Here is a 21306-nt window from a genome sequence, read left to right on the forward strand (position 1 = left end):
CTCTCTTCGTCTCTGCGGTCATGCCTCGAAGCGGTAGCCCATACCCGGCTCCGTGATCAGGTAACGGGGGTGGGCGGGGTCCGCCTCCAGTTTGCGGCGCAGCTGGGCCATGTAAACCCGCAAGTAGTTGGTCTTGTTGCTCTGCGAGACGCCCCAGACCTCCTGCAGCATGTGCATCTGCGTGATGAGACGGCCCGGATTGGTGACGAGGATCTCCAGCAGATGCCACTCGGTGGGAGTGAGCCGGATGTCCTGGCCACTCCTCGTCGCCTTCTTCGCCAGGAGATCGATGGTGAAGTCATCGGTCTTGATCAGTGTCGCCTCGGGGACAAGCGGAGTCTCCTCGTTGCGGCGGACCGAGGCCCGCAGCCGTGCCAGGAGTTCGTCCATGCTGAACGGTTTGGTGATGTAGTCGTCCGCGCCGGCGTCGAGCGCCGCGACCTTCTCCTCGGAAGCCTGGCGCGCGGACAGCACCAGGATGGGTACGCGGGTCCAGCCGCGCAGGGCCTTGATCACGTCGACGCCGTCCATGTCGGGCAGACCGAGATCCATCGGCGCGGGCCGAGAGGGGGCGGGACATGCGTCCCGGTACCGCGACCGACCCGATTCTTGGAACACGCCGGGCCGCCCCCTCCATGGCGGACGGAGCGAAGGAACGCTTAAGCGGCGATGGTCAGCGGAGCGTCCAAGCGCTCCCACGCGCCAAGGACAGCCTTGTGCGCGTCCGGCTGCAAGTGCGCATAACGCTGGGTGGTCTGGAAGCTCTCGTGGCCAAGGAGGTGCTGGACCTCGTAGAGCGACACCCCCTTCTGGACAAGCCACGAGGCGCAGGTGTGGCGCATGGAGTGCGGCGGATAGTGCGGGACGAGCTGCTGCTCGCCGTCGGTGTCGAAGTAGTACGCGGCCTCGACGGTGGGCCACCAGGTCTGCCGTCGCCAGTTGCTGTCGGCGAGGAGACGGCCGGCCCGGCCCTTGGTGAGGGTGGTGAACACCACGGCGTCCCGGTCGAGCCGGTGGATGTGGCGTTCGAGGGCTTCCAGGACATGGGGCGGCAGCGGGACTTCCCGACGGCTCTTGGAGCTCTTGGGGTACTCCTTGATGCCACTCTTGGAGTTGACTTCCACCACGAACAGCCGCGAGCGACGCTGGTCGATCCGATGCCGGTGCAGCCCGGACAGTTCGCCCCAGCGCAATCCGGTGTAGAAGCCGAGCAGGCACATCGTCCGCCATGCGGTAGGCAGTTCGTCCAGGATGCTCTGCGCCTGGTCGAGCGTGAACCACTGCGGCGGTTTGACCGCGATGGTCGGCAGGTCGATGTTGCGGCAGGGGCTGACCGCAAGGACGTCGTCGTCCACGGCCGCGCGCATCATGGAGGACGTGAGGTTGAACGCCCTCTTGATCGCGGAGGCTCCCGCGCCCTTGTCCACCAGGGCGCGGATCCAGCTCTGGATGTCCATGCGGGTGATGGCCCGCATCTCCCAGCCGTCCCAGTAGGGCAGGACATGGTTCCGGATAGAGGAAGCGTCGCCCCGCAGGGTGTGGGGCTCGACGATGCGGGCGTTCCACCACCGGTCGTGCCAGTCCCTGAAGGAGATCTCGCCCGCCCGTGGGTCGCGCAGAGCACCGCGAGCGAACTGGGTCTCCAGATCGGCGCCCCAGGCGCGGGCTTGTGTCTTGAGGGGGAATGACTCACTGAACCGGTCTCCCGCCCGGTTGCGTACGGTCGCCTGCCAGTTGCCGGATGCCAGTTTCCGGAGGTACGTGGATCTACTCCTTGTTCAGCTGCCGAGAGATTCGGAAACGGGCGCAGGATCAGCGACGGGCTATGGGCGCGGGGACGGTCCTGCTGCTGATGAACTCTTCGAGTCCGGCAGCAGGGACACGTACGCGGGACCGTCCAGGGCCGGTACGGAGATCGACGACCGGCAGGTCGCCAGCGGCGATGAAGCGGTAGACGGTACGGCGGTCGACGTCGAGGGCGACGGCGACAGCGGGAATGGACAACAGGCGGGCAGGCATGAGGAGTCCTTGACGGTGCAGGTGGGGTGGGATGGGGCCCGGAAGCGGCAGCGCGTGGAGGCAGCCGAGCTGTTAGCCGGTCGCGGGGGCAGGCCGGCGGGCCTTGTCAGAGACGTGAGGTGTCACAGCACGAGGGCTGGCGTTGCGGGAAGCAAGCGGGGGTCAGCCCACTTCGTACTTCCGGTGGAGCCGCCGGCTGGCTTGCTGCTCGGAAGGTTCAGGACGAAGCCGGATCAGGCGCTCCGAGGCCGCCCAAGGCGGCGCGAGCCGGTCGGCGGTCGGTCTTGCCATGAGGTGGGCGAAAGGAAGCGGACACTTTCCGTTCTTCGTTCGCTTGAGGTGTGGATCGATGTGAGGGCAGAGGGGCCAGCCCTGCTGGACACCGCAACCATCCAGAGAATCACCGGTTTCGGTAACCGGGGAAGGGGGTGCTACAAGCCCCCAGGCGGCCTCGGATGACACGTCACGACCGTGGCGGCGCCCCCTCAAGGAGGGCAAGCGGAGAGGCGCAGAGGGCCTCCGCGATCGCAACCAGATCGTCGACATCGCAACGGCGTTGGGCGCGTTCGATGCGGGACAGCATTGTGTTGGACATCGGACGGCCAAGGGCCGTGACGCGGTCAGCCAACTGACGCTGGGCGAGACCACGTTCCGTGCGGAGGATTTCGATTGTGCGGGCGGTCCGTATTCCGGCCGGACCTATTTCCAGAGTGCGTGCTGCCATGGCTCCAGTTGTAGCGCTCATTCGCCGGTTTGGTGAACCGGCGATCGTCGGCTATGTTGCGCCCGCCCGGGTAAACGAGCAGGTCGGTGACTCTGCCCCCAGCCAGGTGGTGCGCAACCTCGCCCTGACGTCCCGATGTGCTCCTGACGTGGGATGTTGTGTTGTAGCTTCGTCATCGCCGGTGCGTCAACAGCTTCCCGATGTGATGCTTCTGGCTCATCGGTCCGGGCAACTATTTGGCCAACAGCCAATCGTGACTTACGGTTTTGCCCCGGCCCTCCACTCAGCGCTATTTCTGGTCACCTTTCTGCCGTGAGAGATTGCGCCGGACAGGGCTGGACTTGCGCGACTCGGGTGTGGCTATGTTGACGACACACCCCCCCCGGAAAGCGCAGTCGGTTCCTGGCTCACGCCCCCTGCCAACCGGCCCGCCTCCAAACCCGCCCCGACCGACGGTGAGCCGTGGTGCCCGCGCACAGGCCGCCGAGTGAGGACCGCCCGCTCTTGGCACGAATCCGCACCATCAAGCCCGAAGCCTTCGTCTCCGAATCCCTGGCCGCTGTCTCGCTGACCGCGGAGCGCACCTTCTTCGGCCTGCTCACCCAGGCCGACGACCAGGGCCGCCACCGCGACCACGCCGCGATCATCGCCGGCCAACTGTGGGTCCTGCGCCCCGAGCACACCCCGACCGACGTCGAGGCCGATCTCGCCCAACTCGCCGGAGCCGGACTCATCTGCCGCTACAAGGGCCCCGACGACAAGTGCTACCTGCACATCGTCACCTGGAGCCAGCACCAGAAGATCAACCGGCCGAGCAAGAGCCGTCTCCCCGCCTGCCCGGAGCATGACGCTCCGGCTGCCGCCGGGCCGTACACCGCGCGGGCCGGTGTCACGGAGCCCGCACCGCCGCCTCACGGAGCCCTCAGTGAGGACTCCCGCGAGATGCACCCACCTGCACTGAATCCGGCGACCGATCGCGAACCCGCAGGTCAGCAGGTTTTCACGGAGCCCTCCGTGAAACAGCACGGAGGGCTCCCGGCACCGGCGGTGAAGCCTCACTTCCCGGATCTAGGACCTAGGATCATGGACCTAGGAAGTACCCCTTCGGGGGGCGCAAGCGCCCCCGCGCCCGACACCGTCTCGGCCCAGCAGCTCGTCACCGAGTACGTCGCCGCGTGCGCACACCGTCCGCCGGGCGACTTCCTGGGCCATCTGGGCCGGCAGGTGCGCAAGCTCCTCGCCGAGGGCATCGCCCCCGCCCACCTGCGGGTCGCGCTCGAACGCCACCGGGCCAAGGGACTGCACCCCAGCGTCCTGCCGAGCCTCGTCCACGAGGTCATGAACGCCGGCACCGCCACGCCAACAGCCCACCGGGCCTGGACGAACCCGACCGACGTCGTCGCCGCATACGGAGATGAGCTCTGACCGCCACCCTCACCCGCGTACCCCAGCGTGTTGGCCCGCTTGCCGACCGCCTCAACGGCATCCTGGCCAGTCGGGGCATCGACCCCACCGCCGCCGCCACCGAGGAGCCACCACCGCAGCCCGTGACGGCCCTGGAGATCGCCGACGCCCGCATCCCTGCCCGCTACCGCCGTGCCCTGGCCGACCACCCCCAGATCACCGCCTGGGCCGACCAGATCGCAGGAGCAGGACGCCCCGGACCCGGCGGACCGGGCATCGCCGAAGGCCCGTCCCTGCTGATCGCCGGCCCCACCGGCACGGGCAAGACCCACCAGGCGTACGGCGCCGTCCGCGCCCTCCTTACCCGAGGCGTCCGCCTGCGCTGGGAGGCCACCACCTCCGCCGACCTGTACGCACGGCTCCGCCCCCGTGCCGGCCACGACGGCGAACGGGAGCTGCAGACACTCGCCCGCTGCCCGCTACTGCTCCTGGACGACCTCGGCGCGGCCAAAACCAGCGAGTGGACCGAGGAGCTCACCTACCGGCTGGTCAACCACCGGTACGAGCACATGCTCCCCACCCTCATCACCACCAACCTCCCCACCGCCGAGCTTCGCGCCGCCCTCGGCGACCGCGTCGCCTCCCGCCTCGCCGAGATGACCGAACGCGTCATCCTCACCGGCCCCGACCGACGCCGCACCGCGTCCCCCGTGTGACCAGAGGCTTCCTGGCCGCGCCAGCACGTCGCGGCGAACGGGGACCGTCCCGACAAGCACCACCGGGGACCGAGCACTGGGGACCCAAACCATCGGGAAATGCCCGGTCCCCGCGACCGAGAACCGGCGGGGACCAGACCCGTACGGGGACCGCTCGGGGCCACTCCGGGGACCGAGGAGGACGGGGACCGGTCCCCGAGAAACCGCAGCTCAAAGACAGTATTTCGATCTTCTTTACTGTCTCCAAGGGCAGGCTCGGTCCCCAGCTTTCCGGGGACCGCCAACGCCCTGGGGACCGTCCGCGATGCGTCAGCGGGGACGGTCCCGCTGACGCTATGTCACGGGGACCGTCCCCAACCAACTTCGCAGAGCCGGTCCCCGAACGGATCGGGGACCGTGGCCTCATCGCTTCGGGGACCGGTCCCCTCGGTCCTCGACAACCACCATCGGCGGGCGGACGGAAACGACTCCGGAGCCTGACCCGGTCGTAAACCCGCCTCGCACCCGTCCGGAACGGCACACCTCACAGGCGACGCAACACCACCCGCGCATCACACGGAGAGCCACCCATGTACAACCCGCACCACGAACACCCCATCGCCGAGGAGCGGATGACCTCCACACCGACCTCAGCCGGAGCAAGTTGTCGGGTAAGGAGTCCTTACCCGGCCCTCGCCCCGGAGGGTGCGGAGGCATCCGGCGCGGGGGCACCGGAGCCGGCCGGCCCGGGGGAGCCGACCGAGACAGGGAGCACCGAGACGTCTTCGCCGCAGCGATCCACACCGCGTCGCCGTCTGCGTGATAAGCAACTGCGCGAGCACCGCGTCCATCCCCGCTACAACGTCGACGAGTACGACCTCGTCCAGAAGGCCGCTGCCCTGAGCCGTATGAAGCCCGGCGGCTACGTTGCAGAGTGCGCGCTCGCCGCCGCCCGCGCCGACGATCCCACCGCAGCCGTCGCCGACTACCGCGCCCTGGTGAAGGCAGTGATGGCTGCCAACGGGCAGCTCGGCAAGGTTGGCAGCAACCTCAACCAGCTCACCCGCCACCTCAACCAGGACGGTGCCTGGCCCCACCCCGACACGGTCCAACGGCTCCTGGACCGCGTCGAGGTGTCCATCGCCGACCTGGACACCGCCGTCGCCCAGATCACAGAGGCGCGGTGAGCCGTTGATCCCGAAGATCATCCTGAGCACGGGGCCGCACGCCACCCGCCGAACGATCGGCTACCTCTTCGACAATGGTAGGGCGAATGAGCACGTCGACCCGCACCTGGTGGCCTCCTGGAACGACTTCGCCCCCGACCCCGGCCGCAGCCCGCACCGCGACCCGAAGGAGGTAGAGGCCCAGCTCGTCGCACAGCTCGACCAGCCCGTGAAGATGCTGGGCGACAAGGCACCCAAGTACATCGTGTGGCACTGCCCCGTCCGTGCCGCACCCGAAGACCCGATCCTCACCGACGCCCAGTGGGCGGACATCGCCCGCCGGATCGTGGCCGCCGCCGGCATCGCCCCCGAAGGCGACGAGGAAGCCTGCCGCTGGGTGGCCGTCCGCCACGCCGACGACCACATCCACATCGCCGCCACCCTCGTACGCCAGGACGGCCGCCGCCCCCAGCGCGACTACGACCAACGCGCCGTCCAGCGCGAAGCCCGCCAGATCGAAGTCGACTACGGGCTGCGGCGGTTGAAGCCGGGCGACGGCACCGCGGCCAAGCGCCCCACCAGCAAAGAGCACTTCAAGGCCAAGCGCCTGGGCCAGGACGCCACGTCCCGCGAGATCCTGCGCCTGCGAGTCCGGCGCGCGATGGCAGCCGCCTCCACCGAGACCGAGTTCTTCGCCCTGCTGGAGACAACGGGTGTGACTGTGCGCCTCAAGCACGGCCCGTCCGGCGACGCGCTCGGCTGCAACTTCGCCCTGCCCGGCGACACCAACGACAAGGGCGAGCCGGTGTTCTACTCGGGCTCCACCCTCGCCCCCGACCTCTCCCTCCCCAAGATCCGCCAACGCCTCGCCACCACCAGCCCCGAGCCCTCCACTGTCCGGCCGGGCAACCCCTGGCATCAGGCCACCGCCGCCACCGAACGCATCCCCCACCACCTCACCCACACCAACGGCGAAGTGGCCCAGGGCCAGCTGGCCGCCCTCGGGGCAGCGCTCGACCTGCTCCCGCTCACCGCCCCCGCCGTAGCGCGTGCCGAACTCGAACGCGCCGCCGTCGCCTTCGAGCGCGCCACCCGTTCACGCACCGCGGCCGACCACGCCAGTGCCCGCGTCCTGCGCCGCAGCGTCCAGGCGATCTGGAAGGACCCCGCACGGCATGGCGACGGTGCCGGGCTGGCGATGCTGCTGGACGTCGCGCTCACCGCGGTCGCCTACGCGATGCACTGGCACCGCACCCGCCACAACGCCCAGCAGCAGGCGGCTGCCGAGCAGACCCTCATTCACCTGCAGGCCGCGTACGTGCAGGTCACCGGGCCAGTCCTGGCCGGCCTCGCCAGCCGGGCACCCAGCCCGCAGACCAAACGCCGCTACGCCCACCACCTCCAGCAGGCGGTCCCCGAGCACGCTGAACGCATCCGGACCGACCCCGCCTGGGACGCCCTTGCCACCGTGCTCGCCGAGGCGGAAGCAGCCGGCCACAACCCGGCCGCGATCCTCGACCGGGCCCTCAGCCAGCGCACGCTCGACGACGCCCACAGCCCCGCACGAGCACTGACCTGGCGCATCCGCCGCCTCGGCGAAAGACACGCACCCGGCCCGCGAGCCCAGGCAGCCAACACGCACCACACCGCCAGGCACGCCACCGCTCCGCGCCCGCACGAACCCCAGACACGGCGGCGCTGAACACTCCTACGCCGGACGCCGCCATCACCGTCGCCGATCACACGACACCGCACAAGGAACCACCCATGCCCCAGCCCTCTTTCCGCCCCAACGTCGTCGTCCTGCTCACCGAAGTGGACAGCAGCAGCGATGACCGGTCGCGCCTGTATCGGTGCGATGGGACCTCGTTCACCGCCGCCGAGCGTGACCTGATCTACACCGCTACCCCGACAGAGATGACCGCCGCGAACGCACAGCGACGGCTTGAGAACGAGTGGGGGCGTGAAACCCACGAGATGCAGAAGGCCCTCGTCGACCTGTTCACGAAGTACGTCGACCAACTCCCCGACGGTTCGCTGGGTGCAGGAGTGATTGTCAATACCTGTGGATCAGCGGTATCGGGTGGCCACCACTGGCGCAGCCGGGGCGCTGCGTCTGCCGCAAACGCAGGACGTGTCCCTGATCAGCACTGGCGGACGTGGAGCTGTTTGCCGCTGGTGGAGAGCAGGGCCAGGACTTCGGCTGCCGCGTCGTGGTCGGCGCTGGTCAGGGCGTGGGGTGTGCGGGTGTCGAATTCGGCGGCTTCGCTGGCGTGCACGCGGGTGGTCGTGGTGCCGAGAGTGAGGTCGATGGCACCGGTCAGGACGTACAGCCATTCGTAACCGCCATGCGTACGCAGCGAGGGCTTCGGGGCGATCCGCAGAGGCGGGAGAACCATCGTGAACGCCTCCACGGGAGCTCTGCCGCGGGTGAGAGGGACGAAGGTGGTGCCGTTGTTGCGGATCGGCTTGACGTGGACGCGGGGGTCACCGGTGGGCGGGGCGCCGATCAGGTCGTCCAGGGCGACCCGGTAGACGTGGGCCAGCGGCAGCAGGAGGTCCAGGTTGGGGCGGCGCCGGCCGCCCTCCAGGCGGGAGAGGGTGCTGGTGGAGATGCCGGTGCGTTCGGCGACGTCCGAGAGGGTCATGCGGCGGGCTTGGCGGGCGTCGCGCAGACGGGGCCCGACCGAGCCGAGCACGGCCTCTGTGTCGTGAACGAGCTGGTCGTCCGTCGGTGTGGTGGACATGGCTCTCTTCTTCGTCGGGTGGGGAGGTAGGGGGCTCCGCTCGCTGCGGGTGTACGGGGGGGGCGGGGCGGTTCAGGTGGTGCGGGTCAGGCGCCATACATGGTCGGTGCGGGTGCCTGGGCGCCCCTCGGATGAGGGGGCGGGCCGCTGGACGCTGGCGAGGGTGTCCACCTTCCAGGTGGGAGGCAGGGCAAGGGTGGTCAGCAGGCCCTCCAGGGTGGGGAAGACGACATCGGCGGGCTGCTGCGCGGCGGTACTCCAGGTCGGCCATCCGGCGTGCATGACGATGATCAATGTGCCGCCCGGTGCGACGGCCCGGGCCGCCAGCCGCAGGATGGCCGTCTGGTCCAAAGCGACCGGTGACTGCAGGTACTGCGCGGCGACGAGGTCGAAGCTGCCGGCGGGAAACGTCTGCCCGAGGTCGTAATGCTGAAAGGTGACCTGCCCGGACAGGCCCAGCTCGATCGCGCGGGCGGCGGCCCGTCGCAAGGCTGTGGTGGAGATGTCGACAGCGGTCACCTGCCAGCCCCAGGACGCCAGCCACAAGGCGTCCGCGCCCTCGCCGCAGCCCAGCTCCAGTGCACTTCCCGGTGCCAGATTGACCGCTTCGCGGACCAGCAGCTCGTTCGGCTGACCGCTCCAGATGCGTCCGCATTTGCGGTAGCGGTCCTCCCAGAACTGGGCAGGCTCGATGCTGTCGGGTGTGGTCATCAAGATCTCCTTACAGGCGCGGAAGGCGGCCCCTCGTGGCCAAAGTCCTCACCCGCCGCTCAGTAGGCAAGCTGTGTTGCTGATCCAGCAAACGGCGGGAGCCGGGGGGGGGCGCCAGGAGGCCGAGGAAGCACGGCTGCAGAAGAGGTCACCAACAGGTGCACGGCAAGGTCGTCACCTGTGAGCGCCGCTGCGCGAAGGCACCGCCGTGGGCCTCTGGCCCCGGGCCATCGGTCCAGTACGTTTTGCCAATACGGCAACGTTAGTTGTCCGTTGACTGGGTTGGTGCTGACCATGGCCAGGCGATTGACGCGCGTTTCTATACCCGGAAAGGACGAACCACATGGCGATCCAGCGTCATACCGAGGCGCCTGACTGCATCAGCATGGGCGGCACGGCCAACCTCTTCACCCTGACCGAAAGGTCTGGCATCGGTGCCATGACAGGCACGATTGACGGTGCGGCCTACGGGGAGAACACCAGCGACCTGAACAGCGTCGGCAATGGCAGGTTCGAGTACACGATGTGTCACGTCTTTCTCGACAAGGCTGGCTCCAAGCTGCGCACGCAAGACCATGCCGTCCTGCAGACGTCCGCGGAAGACGGAGTCAGCACCTTGGAGGTGGAGTACACCGTGGTTGAGGCCACGGGGAGATTCGCGGGTTACGGCGGCGCCTTTCGGAGTCGCGGCTGGCTCAGCATGCCGGAAGGCGAAGACGGGATAGACCGGCATGCTGTCGGCGTTGTCCGCTTCGAGGGCGAGATTTGCCGCAAGTAGGTGAACGCGCGAACCGCGTCAGGCTCCGCCCTTCTCGAGTTGGACTGCAGCCTGCTAAAGCGCAAGGCCGTGAAGTTAGGGCTTGCAGATCATTAATTCAAGTGCGACCTGATCTGCGTGAACGCCGGACTAGGAAGCGGAGCCCCGGCAGAACGACTTGTCGACCAAGACTCGTCATGCCAACCCGGGAGCTCCGCTGTCCGATCAGCGTGTCATCACACGTGAAATCACGTTAGCCAATGGCCTGTTCGCCCCTGGCCATCTGGGGGAACTCACCCAGATCGTCCCGATCGACATGGTCGATGAGGCCCTTACCGAGACCGGTGCGACCCAGCAGCAACTGCGGATGCTTCCCGCCCGGGTGGTGGTCTACCTGCTGCTGGCCGCCGCTTTGTTCGAGGAGTGCGGATAACTGGCCGTCTGGCGCAAGTTCACCGCCGCGCTGGAGGCAATACCGGTCCCGAAGATCACCGGGCGGCGCTGCGGGACGCCCGGACCCGACTCGGAGTACGCCGATGCGTGCGCTGTTCGGTCTCCTGCGCGGGCCGGCCTCGGCGATCCGCACCGGTACCCGATTCAAGGGCTTGCTGACCGTCGCGATCGACGGCGCCTACCTCGACGTCCCCGACAGCCCGCTGCACCGGGCACGCCTGGGCAAGAGCACGAACCAGTACGCGACCTCCGGCTACCCGCAGATCTGCCTGGCCGGGACGAAGTCCCCGGACGACAGGCCGTGCACGTACATGCGCGCCCCCGAGGGCGTTACGGTTTCGAAGAAGTCGCAGGCGAGGAGGGCATCGGCCTGGGAGCGCAGGAAGCCCGCCCAGGTATGGAAGGTCCGTTCGGGTGCGGGGTCGATACCGGCCTCGTGCAAGATCTCCCACACCGTGGACGCGGCCACCTTCACCCCGAGGACGAGCAGTTCGCCTGTACTCTCCTGTAGCCCCAGGTGGGGTTCTCTGTCGCCAGTCGCAGCACCGGGGCCCGGATGGAGCGTATGGTCCGCGGCCTGCCGGGGCGCTTGGGGTGGGAGGCCGCAGCGTGGCGGCGTGCGATCAAGCGCAGCACCGTCTCGGGGCGCACCAGTAGCCGCATGTTGCGGAGAGCGTCGAACCACAGCCGACAAAGGAGAGCTGCCAGGAACGCCCGGTCGCCAGGGATGAACCGGACTCTGTTCTTGCCGAGTTGGCGTTCCAGCACCGTGATCTGGTGACGCGGGGCGAGTATCTCGGCATCCGTCTCGCGGTCGCTCATCGGGAGCAATCTCAGGAGGGCAAGGGCATTCATGACGCCGAGGCAGGCCAGTTTCAGCAGCACGGTCGATCATCATGCCGCCTTGATCCACAGGGCGGCCAGGGTGCTGACTTTGACACTTCGGGCGACGCGGTCGGCGCCCCGTGATCGACGCACACTGCCTCCTGCCAGCGCGGATGATTATTCGGCAGGCGCAGGGTCATGATCCAGAAGGTGACCTCGCGAACCGGCGGAGGCTTGGGGCCCGGGACAGGTGTATGTCCCCGGCCGGTTCGGTAGCGCCGCAGGTGACGTTGGACGGCCAACTCGCCTCCGGGGTAACCAAGTTCTTGGATCTCGCGGTAGAGCTGCGTGGCGTTTCTGACGCCTTCGTTCCAGCGCCGGTGCAGGTAGCCGACGTACGGGTCGACGATATGCGCCCGCTGAAGGCTCTCGGCGACGACATCGTCGGCCGAGCGAGCGCCCACCAGCTTACGGACGGTGGCCTGGTGCAATCCGACCTTCCGGCCGATCGCCGCCTTCGACATCCCCTGTTCCCACAGCTCGTGGACGGCGGCATGCTGCTCACGCAGCCGAGTCACGATCTTCAGCTCTCGTGATGGCCGGACCACCTGCAGCTTTGCCACCAGCTCGTCGGGTGTGTCGGCAGGTCCAGGAGGCGGTTCGGCCAGGCGGGCACGATGGGCATTCACCGTCTTCTCGACCGCCTGGCCGAGGTTGGCCCACAGGTGATAGCGGTTGGCGACCTGCCCGGCCTGTGGCTCCCCGAGCCGTGCGCCCTCTCCGTAACCGCCCGAGCGATCCCGGCAGAATGGCCTTCACCTCGGGGTGATCGCGCAGCCAGGCGGCCAGGTCCTCACCGTCGCGGCCATCGAAGAGGTGAAGCAGACGGTGGGTGGCCATGTCGATCAGGACCGTGCCGTAATGGCGGCCCTTGCGGTGGCGATGACGACGTGTTGCGGAAGCACCTCGCCGCTCGCTATGCGGGACCTTCCAGACCGTGGGCGCGGGTACCCAGAACGCGTCGTGACACTTCTGCTTCCATCGGGCCGTCGAACGGCGTTGCCGATGCTGCTTCGCGGGCCTCGGTGGCACGTCGGGCGTCTTCGAGGATGAGGTCCATGTTGATGGCGCCACCTGCGGTGTTTCCGGCGCCGGCCGACTGGGGCACGGCAGCGAGGACGTCGCTGACGTTCCCAGCGGCCCACACGCCCTGGACGCCGGTGAATCCGGAGGGGTCGACGGCGACCTGAACGCCGGGGACGGCGGGGTGGGGGTTGAGGGTGAGGCCGAGGTCTTCGAGGAAGCCGCCGCGGGCGGTGAAGGTGGGGGCGACGACGAGGGTGTCGAGGGGGATGACGGTGCCGGAGGCCAGGCGGGCGCCGGTCAGCTTGTCCTGTTCGGTGTCGGTCTCCAGAGCGGTGACGCCGCCGTGGATCACTTCGATGCCGAGGGCGGCGAGCTGTTCCCACTGCTCGTCGGTGAGCTCCGCCTGTGCGTGGTGGGCGAAGAGGGTGACCTGGTCGGTCATCTGACGGAACAGCAGAGCCTGGTGGAAGTTGCCCAGGACGCCGACCTTGGTGTCGCGGGCTTCCCAGCCGTGGCAGTACACGCAGTGGATCACGTCGCGCCCCCACCGCTCAGCCAGGCCGGGGATGTCGGGCAGTTCGTCGATCAGGCCGGTGGTCACCAGGACGCGCCGGGCACGGGCGCGCTGTCCGTCCTGTGTGGTGATGGTGAAGGTGCTGCCGCCACGCTCGACTCGCGCGACCCGGCCGTTGACGACTTCTCCGCCGTAGGAGGCGACTTCCTCCCGGCCTACGCGAAGGAGTTCCAGGGGGGAGATGCCTTCGCGGCCCAGGATGTTGTGGGCGCCGACTCGCGCGGCGGGGGCGTTGCGGGGTTCGCCTGCGTCGATGACGAGGACGGAGCGCCGTACGCGGGTCAGGAGCAGCGCGGCGGACAGGCCGGCGGCGCCCCCGCCGACCACGACGACGTCCCAGGTGCGGCCTTCGGTGCTCTTCAGCTCATCGGTGTCCATATCGGCATGGTCACTCCGCACCACTTTTCACAGCAAACTGATTTGCTATTTCCGCAAAGAATCGGAGCCTCGGCTTGCGTTTTGCGTATTCAGCATGTTCGTTTGACACTTTCGGGCGATGTGGCGTATGAGGCTGCACTTGAAAATGACCCGGGACGATGAATTCGCATGCTGAGGAGGAGTACCAGCACCTCGGGATACTCATCCTCATAGAGATCGTCTTCGCCGTCGTCTCCGGGAATGGCGTTCGGCTGGACGTGGATGCGGGTGGTGTCAGCGAGGGTGGCGAGGAAGTAGATACCGAGGTAGTCGCTCTCACGTTCGGTGAAGGCCACCGTGAACCGGCCGGCGAGCAGGTCCGACAGCTCCCGCGCCGTGTAGGTGTTTCGTGCCGTAGGTATCGAAGACGGCCATCATGGCATTCTCCTCAGGCCGCGAAGGTCTCGGTGCGTTCGACCAGTCGGCCGTTTTCGAAGCGGGCGCCCGCACGGACCAGGGGTCTCGCGAGGGCGGCGGCATACGCCACCATGCCCGACGAGCATTACGCGGAATACGAGCGCTTGGTCGAGATCGTCTCCGCACGAAACGGCCTCGAATGCCCCGCCGAGCACGAAGACAACTGACCGAACGCACACCGACGGCGGCCCACTCAGTGGGCCGCCGTTACGGCAGGACCGAAGCGGCTGCCGATTCACCCCGTAGACCTCACCACTGTGGCCCTGGCGACCGCCTTGCGCACGTGGGCATCGACAAGGCCGGGGCTGCCGGAGACCACGACGACCACCGTCCCACTGGCGGTCAGTCGAAGCGGATCGCATTCACGCGCCCGGCCCCGACCAGGTTTACCCGCTCGGGTCACCACCCGAAGTCCTGGCAAGTTTGGGCAAGTTCCTAGCCTGAGGGCTCAGGCACGGGCAAGCTCTGGCACAGAGATCGTTACCGGCATCCGAGGAGGACATCATGGCCCTGCGTAAGCTCGGCAAGGACCCGGAGAGTCCCAGTGGCGGCTCGCCCACCATCTACCTCGACGAGGAGAAGGACAGCTACCTCGTGCAGGGGTGGAAGGTGGAGGACGCCGAGCGCCTCGGGCAGATGGACATCCCCGGCCACGAGTCAGTGGTGGAGATCCCGCGGCGCATGGTGCAGTTCTTCTTGGAGGTGAACAAGGATGACGAGGCCCCCGACGTTTGAGGAGCTCTTCCGGGACTGCCGGCGGACGGCCGTCCATCTGGAGATGCGCGACGCCTACATGAAGTCGGACCCTGCCTTCATCGACTGGAAGGCCGGAGAGGTCCTCGACCCCGCCCAGCGCTGGGCCGACTGGCACGCCATCGTCACGGAGGCGACCTCGCGAGGCGTCGAGGTCCGACGCGCCCGCGTCGTCTCGACGCCGGTCAGTGAGTACATCCGCTTCGAGTACGACGTGACGGACGGACTGAACATTGCCGCCGGCGAAGAGGTGCGTTGGCTCTCGCGGCGCGACGCGACTGACATCGCGCTGCCGGGCAACGACTTCTGGTTGTTCGACTCCGGCCTGGTCCTCGTCAATCACTTCGATGGCGAGGGCGAGAACATGGAGGTGGAACTCACGGATGACCCGGAGGTGGCGAAGCTCTGCGAGTCGGCCTTCGAGGCCGTGTGGCAGCGGGGAACACCTCACGCCCAGTTCGAGCTGGCCTGACCGTTCGAACAGCAGCCTCGCACCGACATGACATCACCATCTTCGAGCGTCCAGGAAGCCCGCAAGGCGCTCGGGCAACGCCTCGCCGAAATCCGGAAAACAGCCGGGCTCACCAAGCGGGCTCTGGCCCAGAGTCTGGGCTGGCACGAATCAAAGGCTTCGCGCTTCGAGAGCGGCACCCGCGCGCCCTCGGAACGCGACCTTCGTGCCTGGTGTTCCGCGTGTGGCGCCGAGGGCGAAACAGAGGACCTCATCTCGACAGCCCGCGGAATTGAGGGCATGTACGTCGAGTGGCGGAAGATGGAGCGCCACGGCCTCAAGTGGGCGCAGGAGTCCGTCGTTCCTCTCTGGGAGCGCACCGAGCGCTTTCGCATTTACTCGCCTTGGCTCATCCCTGGGCCCGTGCAGACGGCCTCGTACATCACCGCACTTCTGACCTCCATTCGGGACCGCCGCGGGCTCATAGACGACGTGTCGGCGGCCGTCAAAGTGCGCGTCGAAAAGCAGCAGGTCGTCTACGGGAACCACACGTTCGCCATCCTTCTGGAGGAGAGCGTGCTGCGGTACCGCATCGGCGGCACCGAGGTCATGGCAGGCCAGCTCGGCTATCTCCTCAGCGTCATGGCCCTGCCGTCGGTGAGCATCGGCATCATCCCCCAGGACGCCGACCGGTCGGGGCTCTGGCCCGTTGAAGGGTTCTTCCTGTACGACGATGAGTTGGTGAACGTCGAATTGATCTCGGCCCATCTCAGCGTCGTCCAGAAACACGAACTTGCCATGTATGCCAAGACGTTCAGCGAGCTGGCCGAACTTGCCGTCTACGGCCCCGCCGCGCGTGAACTCATCACGTCAGCCATCGAATCTCTAGGGTGAATGCCGGGCAAGTTCCGGCACATTCATAGAGGCCCGGCCTCCCCCCTTCCTAGCTTTGTCGTCACGGCTGAAAGCGTGCTCCGGAGGGGCCGGTGATGACAGTGGCAAGTACGGGCAAGAAGGCCGAGACGGCCGAGACGGCCAAGGACGTCGAAGACGACGACGCCCCCATCAACGTAGAGGCGATCTCCTCGCAGACGAATTCCATCCTCGCCCTGCGGATGGGGACGACGACCCGCGCGGCGATGGACAGGCAGGTGCCGGCGATCGCACGTCACCTGAACCGGTTGCTCCGCGAGGATCTGGGAGCCGACGACAGCGAGGTCCGGCAGCTCCGCCGCAAGGGAACCAGGCTGGTCGATCTCACGAACCGGCCGACCGCGGAGACACCTTCCTTCGGGACCTACTTGTATCTCCGCGATGCCGCCCTTCTCACGCGGCGACTGCTGTGGGTGTACTCCGAGCGGAACGGGCTGGAGGCGCCGTGAGCATCAGGGACGACCAGATCGTTCGGGAGCTCTCCCACTACATCCACGAGCACCCCGCCGACAGGATGGCGTTGCTGCCGGTCTACGACGCGGCCCGCGACCACGCGCAGCGCCGAGCCTGTACCCATGACCAGCGCTGCCCCCTTGTGATGGCAGGAGCCGTCGTAGTCGACGAACGCAGTCGCGTCCTGTGCCTGCGGCACGAAGGGGGTTACGCACTCGCGGAGGCGGAGCCGGAGGACGCGGACGACTCCCTCAGCGAGGCGGCCCTGCGCCTGCTGGCAGAGCAGGCCGGCATCCGGGACGTATGGACGCAGCCCGGCGCCGAGGGGCCGTTCCTGGTCGATGTCACCAGGCCGGGGCAGCACCGGTACGGGTCCCGTCTCCGAGTCGGCATCCGATACCTCTTCCGGACCCATTCGGGCGCCGTGTTCCCGTCGGTGATCGAGATGGGCGCGGCGGCCTGGGTGCCCCTCACAGAAATAGGTATCCCCTCGGTCCGCAGCCGTGTGGAGCGCCACCTGATCGGAACCCTATGAGTCCCCGAAGCCAACAACTCGCTTACGTCGTAAGCCTTGTCGCCATCGGAGGCTCCCTGCTGCTGGGCATCTGGAGGGGCTGATGTACGAACGCAGGACCAACGAACTGCCCTCTGTACCGCCTCCGCCTGTCGGAACGATGGGAACGCCCCGGCCACCGGGCGATGTCCGCGTCGGTGACTTCGTCTACCTGGACGGTGAGTACCAGCGCGTGCGGGACATGAGGTCGGCCGGCACCGCAGCCCATCGCGTACTGATCTTTGCCGGGCGGGAGCCCTGGGTCATGCGACAGGCCCGGACGACGTACCGACCCATCGGCTTCGGCTGATCCTCAGCCCAGTTCGGGAATCGCACCGTCACTCTCACCTCACTATGCGAGGAGCTTTGTCATGCGCTTTCGCAAGATCCATGGCGCCGGGAACGACTTCGTGCTGCTCTCCGGCCTCGGGCCTGACGACGACAAGGAGTGGCCGAAGGAGGCGGAGCGTCTGTGCGCCAGGCGTACCGGCGTAGGTGCGGACGGCCTGGTCATCAGCCGATTGATCAGCCTCAGGCCGCTTGTCCTCGAAGTCACCTGCTTCAACGCGGACGGCTCGCTCGCCACCATGTGCGGCAATGCCCTGCGGTGCTCCGCCTGGGCTGCCCACCGCGATCACGGTTTCCGGCAGATGTGCCTTCACATGGACGGCGTGGAACACGAGGCGATCGTCTCCGACGACTCCGTCTGGGTCACGGCCGAGCTGGGCGCAGTTCTCCCCCGGCGCTTACAGACGGTCGTCAACGGCAGACCGACCTGGTTCGACAGCGCCCACACCGGCACGGAACACGTCGTGGCGATCGTGAACGACGTGGACGCCATCGACGCGGCGGTCGTCGGGCGCCTTGTCCGTCACCACGCCGACCTCGCCCCGCTGGGGACGAACGTCAACTTCGTCCAGCTCGCCGGCCACCAGGCGCTGAAGATCCGCACCTACGAGCGCGGGGTCGAGGCGGAAACCCTCTCGTGCGGAAGCGGAGCGGTCGCGGCCGTCGTCGTCGCCACCATGCGCGGACTGGTGGCACGACGTGCCGTCACCGTCCACAACCGCGCCGGAGAGCCGCTCACGGTCCGGCCGCACGACGCCCGCCCGAACCGGACTCATTGGGTCGGGGGCCCGGTCACCCACACCTTCGAAGGAGTACTCGCATGACTCTCTTCCTCAACACCAGCTCGAACATCGCGGTGCGGAAGGCCACCGAGAAGCTTCGCGAGTGGGGACGGAGCCGCCAGGGCCTCGGCGTCGCCCTCGTCTACGGGCCGGTATCCGCGGAGGACAGGCTCTACCACGCGAAGTGCCCCGTCGAGCAGCGATCGGTCACCGCCCTGGCCGGGGCACTGGAAGAGATCGGCGTCCGCTGGAAGGTGCTGGACCCGTGCGAGCCCGACTTCATCATGGGACTGGTCGAGTACGACGTGGTCCTCTCGAACCTGCACGGCCCCTACGGTGAGGACGGCCGGCTGCAGGGACTGCTCGACTACCTTCGCGTGCCCTACTGCGGCAGCGGAGTCGGGGCATCCGCGGTGGCCGCCGACAAGATCCTCTGCAAGCGCGTGATGCTGGCCCTCGGCATCCCGACACCTGGATGGCACGTCTGGATCGGCGGCCCGGCGACGTGGAACGGGCGCCCGGTGATGGTCAAGCCCCCCTTCGGCGGATCCAGCGTGGGCATGAGCCTCGTACGCGATCCGGCGGATCTGCCCAGCGCCCTGGCAGACGCCGCCGGCGACGTGGGCACGTCCGTGCTCGTCGAGGAGTACGTGACCGGCACTCCGGTGACCGTGGGGCTCCTGGAGCTGCCGGGCGGCTCGGTCGTCGTCTTCCCACCGCTGGCCACCGAGGCCACCGGCGCCGACTTCTACGACGCCGACACGAAGCTCGACGTGGACTCCAGCGGCACCGTGACCGTGCGCGCCGCCAACCTGGCGCCCGACGTGCTGGACAAGATCACCGGGGACGCCCGGATCCTGTGGGACGGCATCGGGCTGCGCGGCTCGGCGCGCATCGACTTCATCCTCGCCGAGGACGGCGAACCGTACGTGCTGGAGGTCAACAGCACGCCGGGTATGTCCCGTGACAGCAATTTCGTGGTGGGGGCGGCGATGGTCGGACTCACGCACACGGACGTCGTGTTGGCCATGTTGCACGAGGCTCTGGCCCGGCCGCCCTACGATGTCCCCCTGCCCACTCCCGCGTTCGCCGGCACCACACGGGCTCGGGAGGCTGCCGTCTCGCCGTAGGAGCCCGCCGCTGTGCCGCGCGTCCACGATGTCCCCATGTGCCGTCAGCTCATCGACCCCGCCCAGTGGGATCAACACGGGGGATGGGCTCTCGGGGACAGAATCGAGTGGTCCAACCGGGCGTGCGGCCTGGCCTCGCTGAGAATGATCCTCCTCGCCTACGGGCGCGAGGCCCCGACGGTCACGGAGCTCCTGAAACTCGCGGTCAAGCACGAGGTCCTGACCCCGCGTGGAGCACTCCACGCGGGGATCGCGAGCCTCGCGACCGACCTCGGCGTCCCCTCGAACGCCGAGCCGGTCCCGGCCGAAGACTTGACGAGGCGGCTCGACGACGCCCCGCTCATCGTCTCCGTGACCGAGCAGTTCCCCGACGACGGCCGCGCCGGCGGTCACCTCGTCATCGTTCGCGGCTACGAGGACGGCCCTGACCCCACGATCCACTTCCGGGACCCGTCGGCCTGGGGCCAGACGCACGACCGAGTCCCCCTCAGCCGCCTGTCCGCTTCCTACACCGGCCGCGCGATCACCTTCGCGCCCCTCATCCATAACGGAGACTCTTGATGACCGAGGCAGACGGCGACACGACCGAGGCCGCAGGCGGCCGGAGGATCGCCGTACTCGGAGAGATGCTGGAACTGGGCGACGAGTCCGTCGAAGCCCACCGCGAGGTCGGACGCATGGCGGCCGAGAACGGCGTCGACCTCCTTGTGGCAGTTGGCAACGCTCTCGCCAAGCAACTCGCGCTCGCGGCGGGAGCGGCCGGCGTGCCTGACATCGCCATGGTCGGCGACAACGCGACCGCCGCCGCTTACCTGAAATCCATCATCCGCCCCGGCGACGTCGTCCTCGTGAAGGCATCCCGCGGCGGTCAACTCTGGCAGATCGCCCAAGCACTCACTGGACAGCCCGTCACGAGCCTGTGAACCGCCGGGTGCCACGGGCGCTGTCTCACCGAGCTGGCGGAAGATCCTCCGGAAGGATGTAGTCACCGAAGCCGTGTACTCGCCAATAGCCGTCCGACGGCCGCCACTGCATGGTGATGATGTGCGCACCGACTGGCACGTATCCGTCCGACATCACCGACTGGTCTGGATCGGGGAGCGCTACGACCTTCGCGTACCGAACGTCCATCTCTCCTGTGGCCGGAGGGTCGGCACGAGTCGCCAGTCCTCGATCGCCGATCATCTCTCGAACCTGCGAGAAGTTCCCCCACGCGTCCCACGACTCGGGAGTGCAAATCTGGCGCAGCGCCTTCATGTTGGGACCGGCCGCGTCCATGACCGCGTTGTAGAAGGCGAAGGCGACCGCCATCGGATTGCGCGGGTCGTTCAGATCACCCACGTCCGCTGCTGCGGTGTCATCATCAGCAGGCACGAGGCCCTGACCGCTTGGCTGATCTTCTTCCGGTAGTTCTCTCATGCCGCCACACTGCCTCATCGCGCCACAGATAGCCGGTCCAACGATGTCCCATCACATCCGGCGGCTTGCCTGGCTATTCATCACTCGATGTTGACGCCCCGACTCGATCAGATCCGAGCGTTCGACAAGGTGTGTCCGCCTTGTCGTGCTGCAAACCACGTTGGCCGTCATCCCCTGATCTTGATTCTGACCGGCTCAGGGCCAGGTGACGGCTCCAGTGATTCCAGCTCGAAGTACGGAAACCGCCTGTCGAAGGTGAACCCCCAGCCCGTGACTAAGCCTTGGGCCTCTTCGTCGCGGCCCGAGCCGAATTCGCGTTGGCGGCTGCGTTGAGACGGGCCAGATGCGCACGTTGCGAAACTTCGCCCCCCATAAGAGGACCAACCGTACAGAGACGCAAGCAGTTCGGCTGCAACAGCCGCCGCTGCCGTCAAGACAGCCATAGCCCTGGACATGGACGCAGGGGGCCTGGCAACCAATCGACCTCGG

The 21306-nt window shown here is 67.7% G+C and carries 24 protein-coding genes and 2 pseudogenes; 16 read left to right on the forward strand and 10 right to left on the reverse strand.

Features of this window, described 5'->3' with window-relative positions; genetic code table 11:
• Positions 1–18: 18 nt before the first annotated feature.
• From ACZ4N4_RS12160 to ACZ4N4_RS12175, 4 genes and pseudogenes are all read right to left on the reverse strand, one after another.
• Positions 19–552 (reverse strand): annotated as a pseudogene (locus tag ACZ4N4_RS12160) (winged helix-turn-helix domain-containing protein); the annotation flags it as partial.
• 107 nt (positions 553–659) lie between these two features.
• Positions 660–1646, reverse strand: a complete 987-nt coding sequence (locus tag ACZ4N4_RS12165; RefSeq protein WP_467587711.1) for a tyrosine-type recombinase/integrase — start codon at positions 1644–1646, stop codon at positions 660–662.
• Positions 1647–1812: 166 nt separating this feature from the next.
• The gene (locus ACZ4N4_RS12170) at positions 1813–2019 is read right to left on the reverse strand and encodes a helix-turn-helix domain-containing protein (protein WP_467587293.1); all 207 of its coding nucleotides are present in this window, start codon (positions 2017–2019) and stop codon (positions 1813–1815) included.
• Positions 2020–2482: 463 nt separating this feature from the next.
• Complete coding sequence (locus tag ACZ4N4_RS12175; protein ID WP_467587295.1) at positions 2483–2743, reverse strand: helix-turn-helix domain-containing protein; 261 nt, start codon at positions 2741–2743, stop codon at positions 2483–2485.
• A 504-nt stretch (positions 2744–3247) separates the two neighbouring features.
• Between ACZ4N4_RS12175 and ACZ4N4_RS12180 the strand changes: the two genes are divergently transcribed.
• The 4 genes from ACZ4N4_RS12180 to ACZ4N4_RS12195 all read left to right on the forward strand — a co-directional run bounded on the left by ACZ4N4_RS12180 (position 3248) and on the right by ACZ4N4_RS12195 (position 7710).
• Positions 3248–4168 (forward strand): hypothetical protein, encoded by a 921-nt coding sequence (locus ACZ4N4_RS12180; RefSeq protein ID WP_467587298.1) that lies wholly within the window; start codon positions 3248–3250, stop codon positions 4166–4168.
• Entirely contained in the window at positions 4165–4863 is a 699-nt protein-coding gene (locus ACZ4N4_RS12185) for an ATP-binding protein (RefSeq protein ID WP_467587714.1), read from the forward strand. Before ACZ4N4_RS12180 ends, ACZ4N4_RS12185 begins: the two co-directional genes overlap by 4 nt.
• A gap of 794 nt (positions 4864–5657) precedes the next feature.
• The gene (locus ACZ4N4_RS12190; protein ID WP_467587717.1) at positions 5658–6029 is read left to right on the forward strand and encodes a plasmid mobilization protein; all 372 of its coding nucleotides are present in this window, start codon (positions 5658–5660) and stop codon (positions 6027–6029) included.
• 4 nt (positions 6030–6033) lie between these two features.
• Positions 6034–7710, forward strand: coding sequence for a relaxase family protein (locus ACZ4N4_RS12195; RefSeq protein WP_467587301.1), 1677 nt, complete (start codon positions 6034–6036; stop codon positions 7708–7710).
• Between the two features lie 442 nt (positions 7711–8152).
• Here the strand turns inward: ACZ4N4_RS12195 and ACZ4N4_RS12200 are convergent, their stop codons facing one another.
• Both ACZ4N4_RS12200 and ACZ4N4_RS12205 read right to left on the reverse strand, forming a co-directional pair.
• A complete protein-coding gene (locus ACZ4N4_RS12200) occupies positions 8153–8755 on the reverse strand; it encodes a helix-turn-helix domain-containing protein (RefSeq protein WP_467587303.1) in 603 nt (200 codons plus the stop codon).
• 72 nt (positions 8756–8827) lie between these two features.
• Entirely contained in the window at positions 8828–9466 is a 639-nt protein-coding gene (locus ACZ4N4_RS12205) for a class I SAM-dependent methyltransferase (RefSeq protein WP_467587305.1), read from the reverse strand.
• Between the two features lie 343 nt (positions 9467–9809).
• Here ACZ4N4_RS12205 and ACZ4N4_RS12210 point away from each other — a divergent pair, with 343 nt between their 5' ends.
• Together ACZ4N4_RS12210 and ACZ4N4_RS12215 are read left to right on the forward strand one after the other, a co-directional pair.
• Positions 9810–10244: a hypothetical protein gene (locus ACZ4N4_RS12210; RefSeq protein ID WP_467587308.1), complete on the forward strand. Its 435-nt coding sequence runs from the start codon at positions 9810–9812 to the stop codon at positions 10242–10244.
• A 157-nt stretch (positions 10245–10401) separates the two neighbouring features.
• Positions 10402–10656 carry a transposase domain-containing protein gene (locus ACZ4N4_RS12215; RefSeq protein ID WP_467587310.1) on the forward strand — a complete coding sequence of 85 codons (255 nt, stop codon included), beginning with the start codon at positions 10402–10404 and terminating at the stop codon, positions 10654–10656.
• Between the two features lie 324 nt (positions 10657–10980).
• On the opposite strand, the pseudogene ACZ4N4_RS12220 reads toward ACZ4N4_RS12215, so the two are convergent.
• From ACZ4N4_RS12220 to ACZ4N4_RS12230, 3 genes and pseudogenes are all read right to left on the reverse strand, one after another.
• Positions 10981–11561, reverse strand: a pseudogene (locus ACZ4N4_RS12220) (integrase); the annotation flags it as partial.
• On the reverse strand, positions 11552–12124 hold the full coding sequence (locus ACZ4N4_RS12225) for a hypothetical protein (RefSeq protein WP_467587313.1): 573 nt from the start codon (positions 12122–12124) through the stop codon (positions 11552–11554). The gene ACZ4N4_RS12225 and the pseudogene ACZ4N4_RS12220, both read right to left, overlap by 10 nt.
• 353 nt (positions 12125–12477) lie before the next feature.
• Positions 12478–13539, reverse strand: a complete 1062-nt coding sequence (locus ACZ4N4_RS12230; RefSeq protein WP_467587316.1) for an NAD(P)/FAD-dependent oxidoreductase — start codon at positions 13537–13539, stop codon at positions 12478–12480.
• A 158-nt stretch (positions 13540–13697) separates the two neighbouring features.
• Here ACZ4N4_RS12230 and ACZ4N4_RS12235 point away from each other — a divergent pair, with 158 nt between their 5' ends.
• From ACZ4N4_RS12235 to ACZ4N4_RS12280, 10 genes are all read left to right on the forward strand, one after another.
• Positions 13698–14162 carry a hypothetical protein gene (locus tag ACZ4N4_RS12235; RefSeq protein WP_467587318.1) on the forward strand — a complete coding sequence of 155 codons (465 nt, stop codon included), beginning with the start codon at positions 13698–13700 and terminating at the stop codon, positions 14160–14162.
• Between the two features lie 337 nt (positions 14163–14499).
• On the forward strand, positions 14500–14730 hold the full coding sequence (locus ACZ4N4_RS12240) for a hypothetical protein (protein ID WP_467587320.1): 231 nt from the start codon (positions 14500–14502) through the stop codon (positions 14728–14730).
• Positions 14708–15220, forward strand: coding sequence for a DUF6879 family protein (locus ACZ4N4_RS12245; RefSeq protein WP_390043543.1), 513 nt, complete (start codon positions 14708–14710; stop codon positions 15218–15220). Before ACZ4N4_RS12240 ends, ACZ4N4_RS12245 begins: the two co-directional genes overlap by 23 nt.
• A 27-nt stretch (positions 15221–15247) precedes the next feature.
• The gene (locus tag ACZ4N4_RS12250; protein WP_467587324.1) at positions 15248–16093 is read left to right on the forward strand and encodes a helix-turn-helix domain-containing protein; all 846 of its coding nucleotides are present in this window, start codon (positions 15248–15250) and stop codon (positions 16091–16093) included.
• A gap of 95 nt (positions 16094–16188) precedes the next feature.
• On the forward strand, positions 16189–16581 hold the full coding sequence (locus tag ACZ4N4_RS12255) for a hypothetical protein (protein WP_467587326.1): 393 nt from the start codon (positions 16189–16191) through the stop codon (positions 16579–16581).
• Positions 16578–17120: an NUDIX hydrolase gene (locus ACZ4N4_RS12260; protein WP_467587329.1), complete on the forward strand. Its 543-nt coding sequence runs from the start codon at positions 16578–16580 to the stop codon at positions 17118–17120. The genes ACZ4N4_RS12255 and ACZ4N4_RS12260 overlap by 4 nt, the downstream gene beginning before the upstream one ends.
• Positions 17121–17509: 389 nt before the next feature.
• Entirely contained in the window at positions 17510–18310 is an 801-nt protein-coding gene (gene dapF, locus ACZ4N4_RS12265) for a diaminopimelate epimerase (RefSeq protein ID WP_467587331.1), read from the forward strand.
• Positions 18307–19398: a D-alanine--D-alanine ligase family protein gene (locus ACZ4N4_RS12270; RefSeq protein WP_467587334.1), complete on the forward strand. Its 1092-nt coding sequence runs from the start codon at positions 18307–18309 to the stop codon at positions 19396–19398. The genes dapF and ACZ4N4_RS12270 overlap by 4 nt, the downstream gene beginning before the upstream one ends.
• Positions 19399–19434: 36 nt before the next feature.
• Positions 19435–19959, forward strand: a complete 525-nt coding sequence (locus ACZ4N4_RS12275) for a C39 family peptidase (RefSeq protein WP_467587336.1) — start codon at positions 19435–19437, stop codon at positions 19957–19959.
• The gene (locus ACZ4N4_RS12280; RefSeq protein WP_467587338.1) at positions 19959–20321 is read left to right on the forward strand and encodes a glutamate ligase domain-containing protein; all 363 of its coding nucleotides are present in this window, start codon (positions 19959–19961) and stop codon (positions 20319–20321) included. Before ACZ4N4_RS12275 ends, ACZ4N4_RS12280 begins: the two co-directional genes overlap by 1 nt.
• Before the next feature lie 25 nt (positions 20322–20346).
• On the opposite strand, the gene ACZ4N4_RS12285 is transcribed toward ACZ4N4_RS12280, so the two are convergent.
• Positions 20347–20817, reverse strand: a complete 471-nt coding sequence (locus ACZ4N4_RS12285) for a hypothetical protein (RefSeq protein WP_467587341.1) — start codon at positions 20815–20817, stop codon at positions 20347–20349.
• Between the last annotated feature and the right edge of the window lie 489 nt (positions 20818–21306).

The organism is Streptomyces sp. NPDC026538, assembly GCF_055567535.1.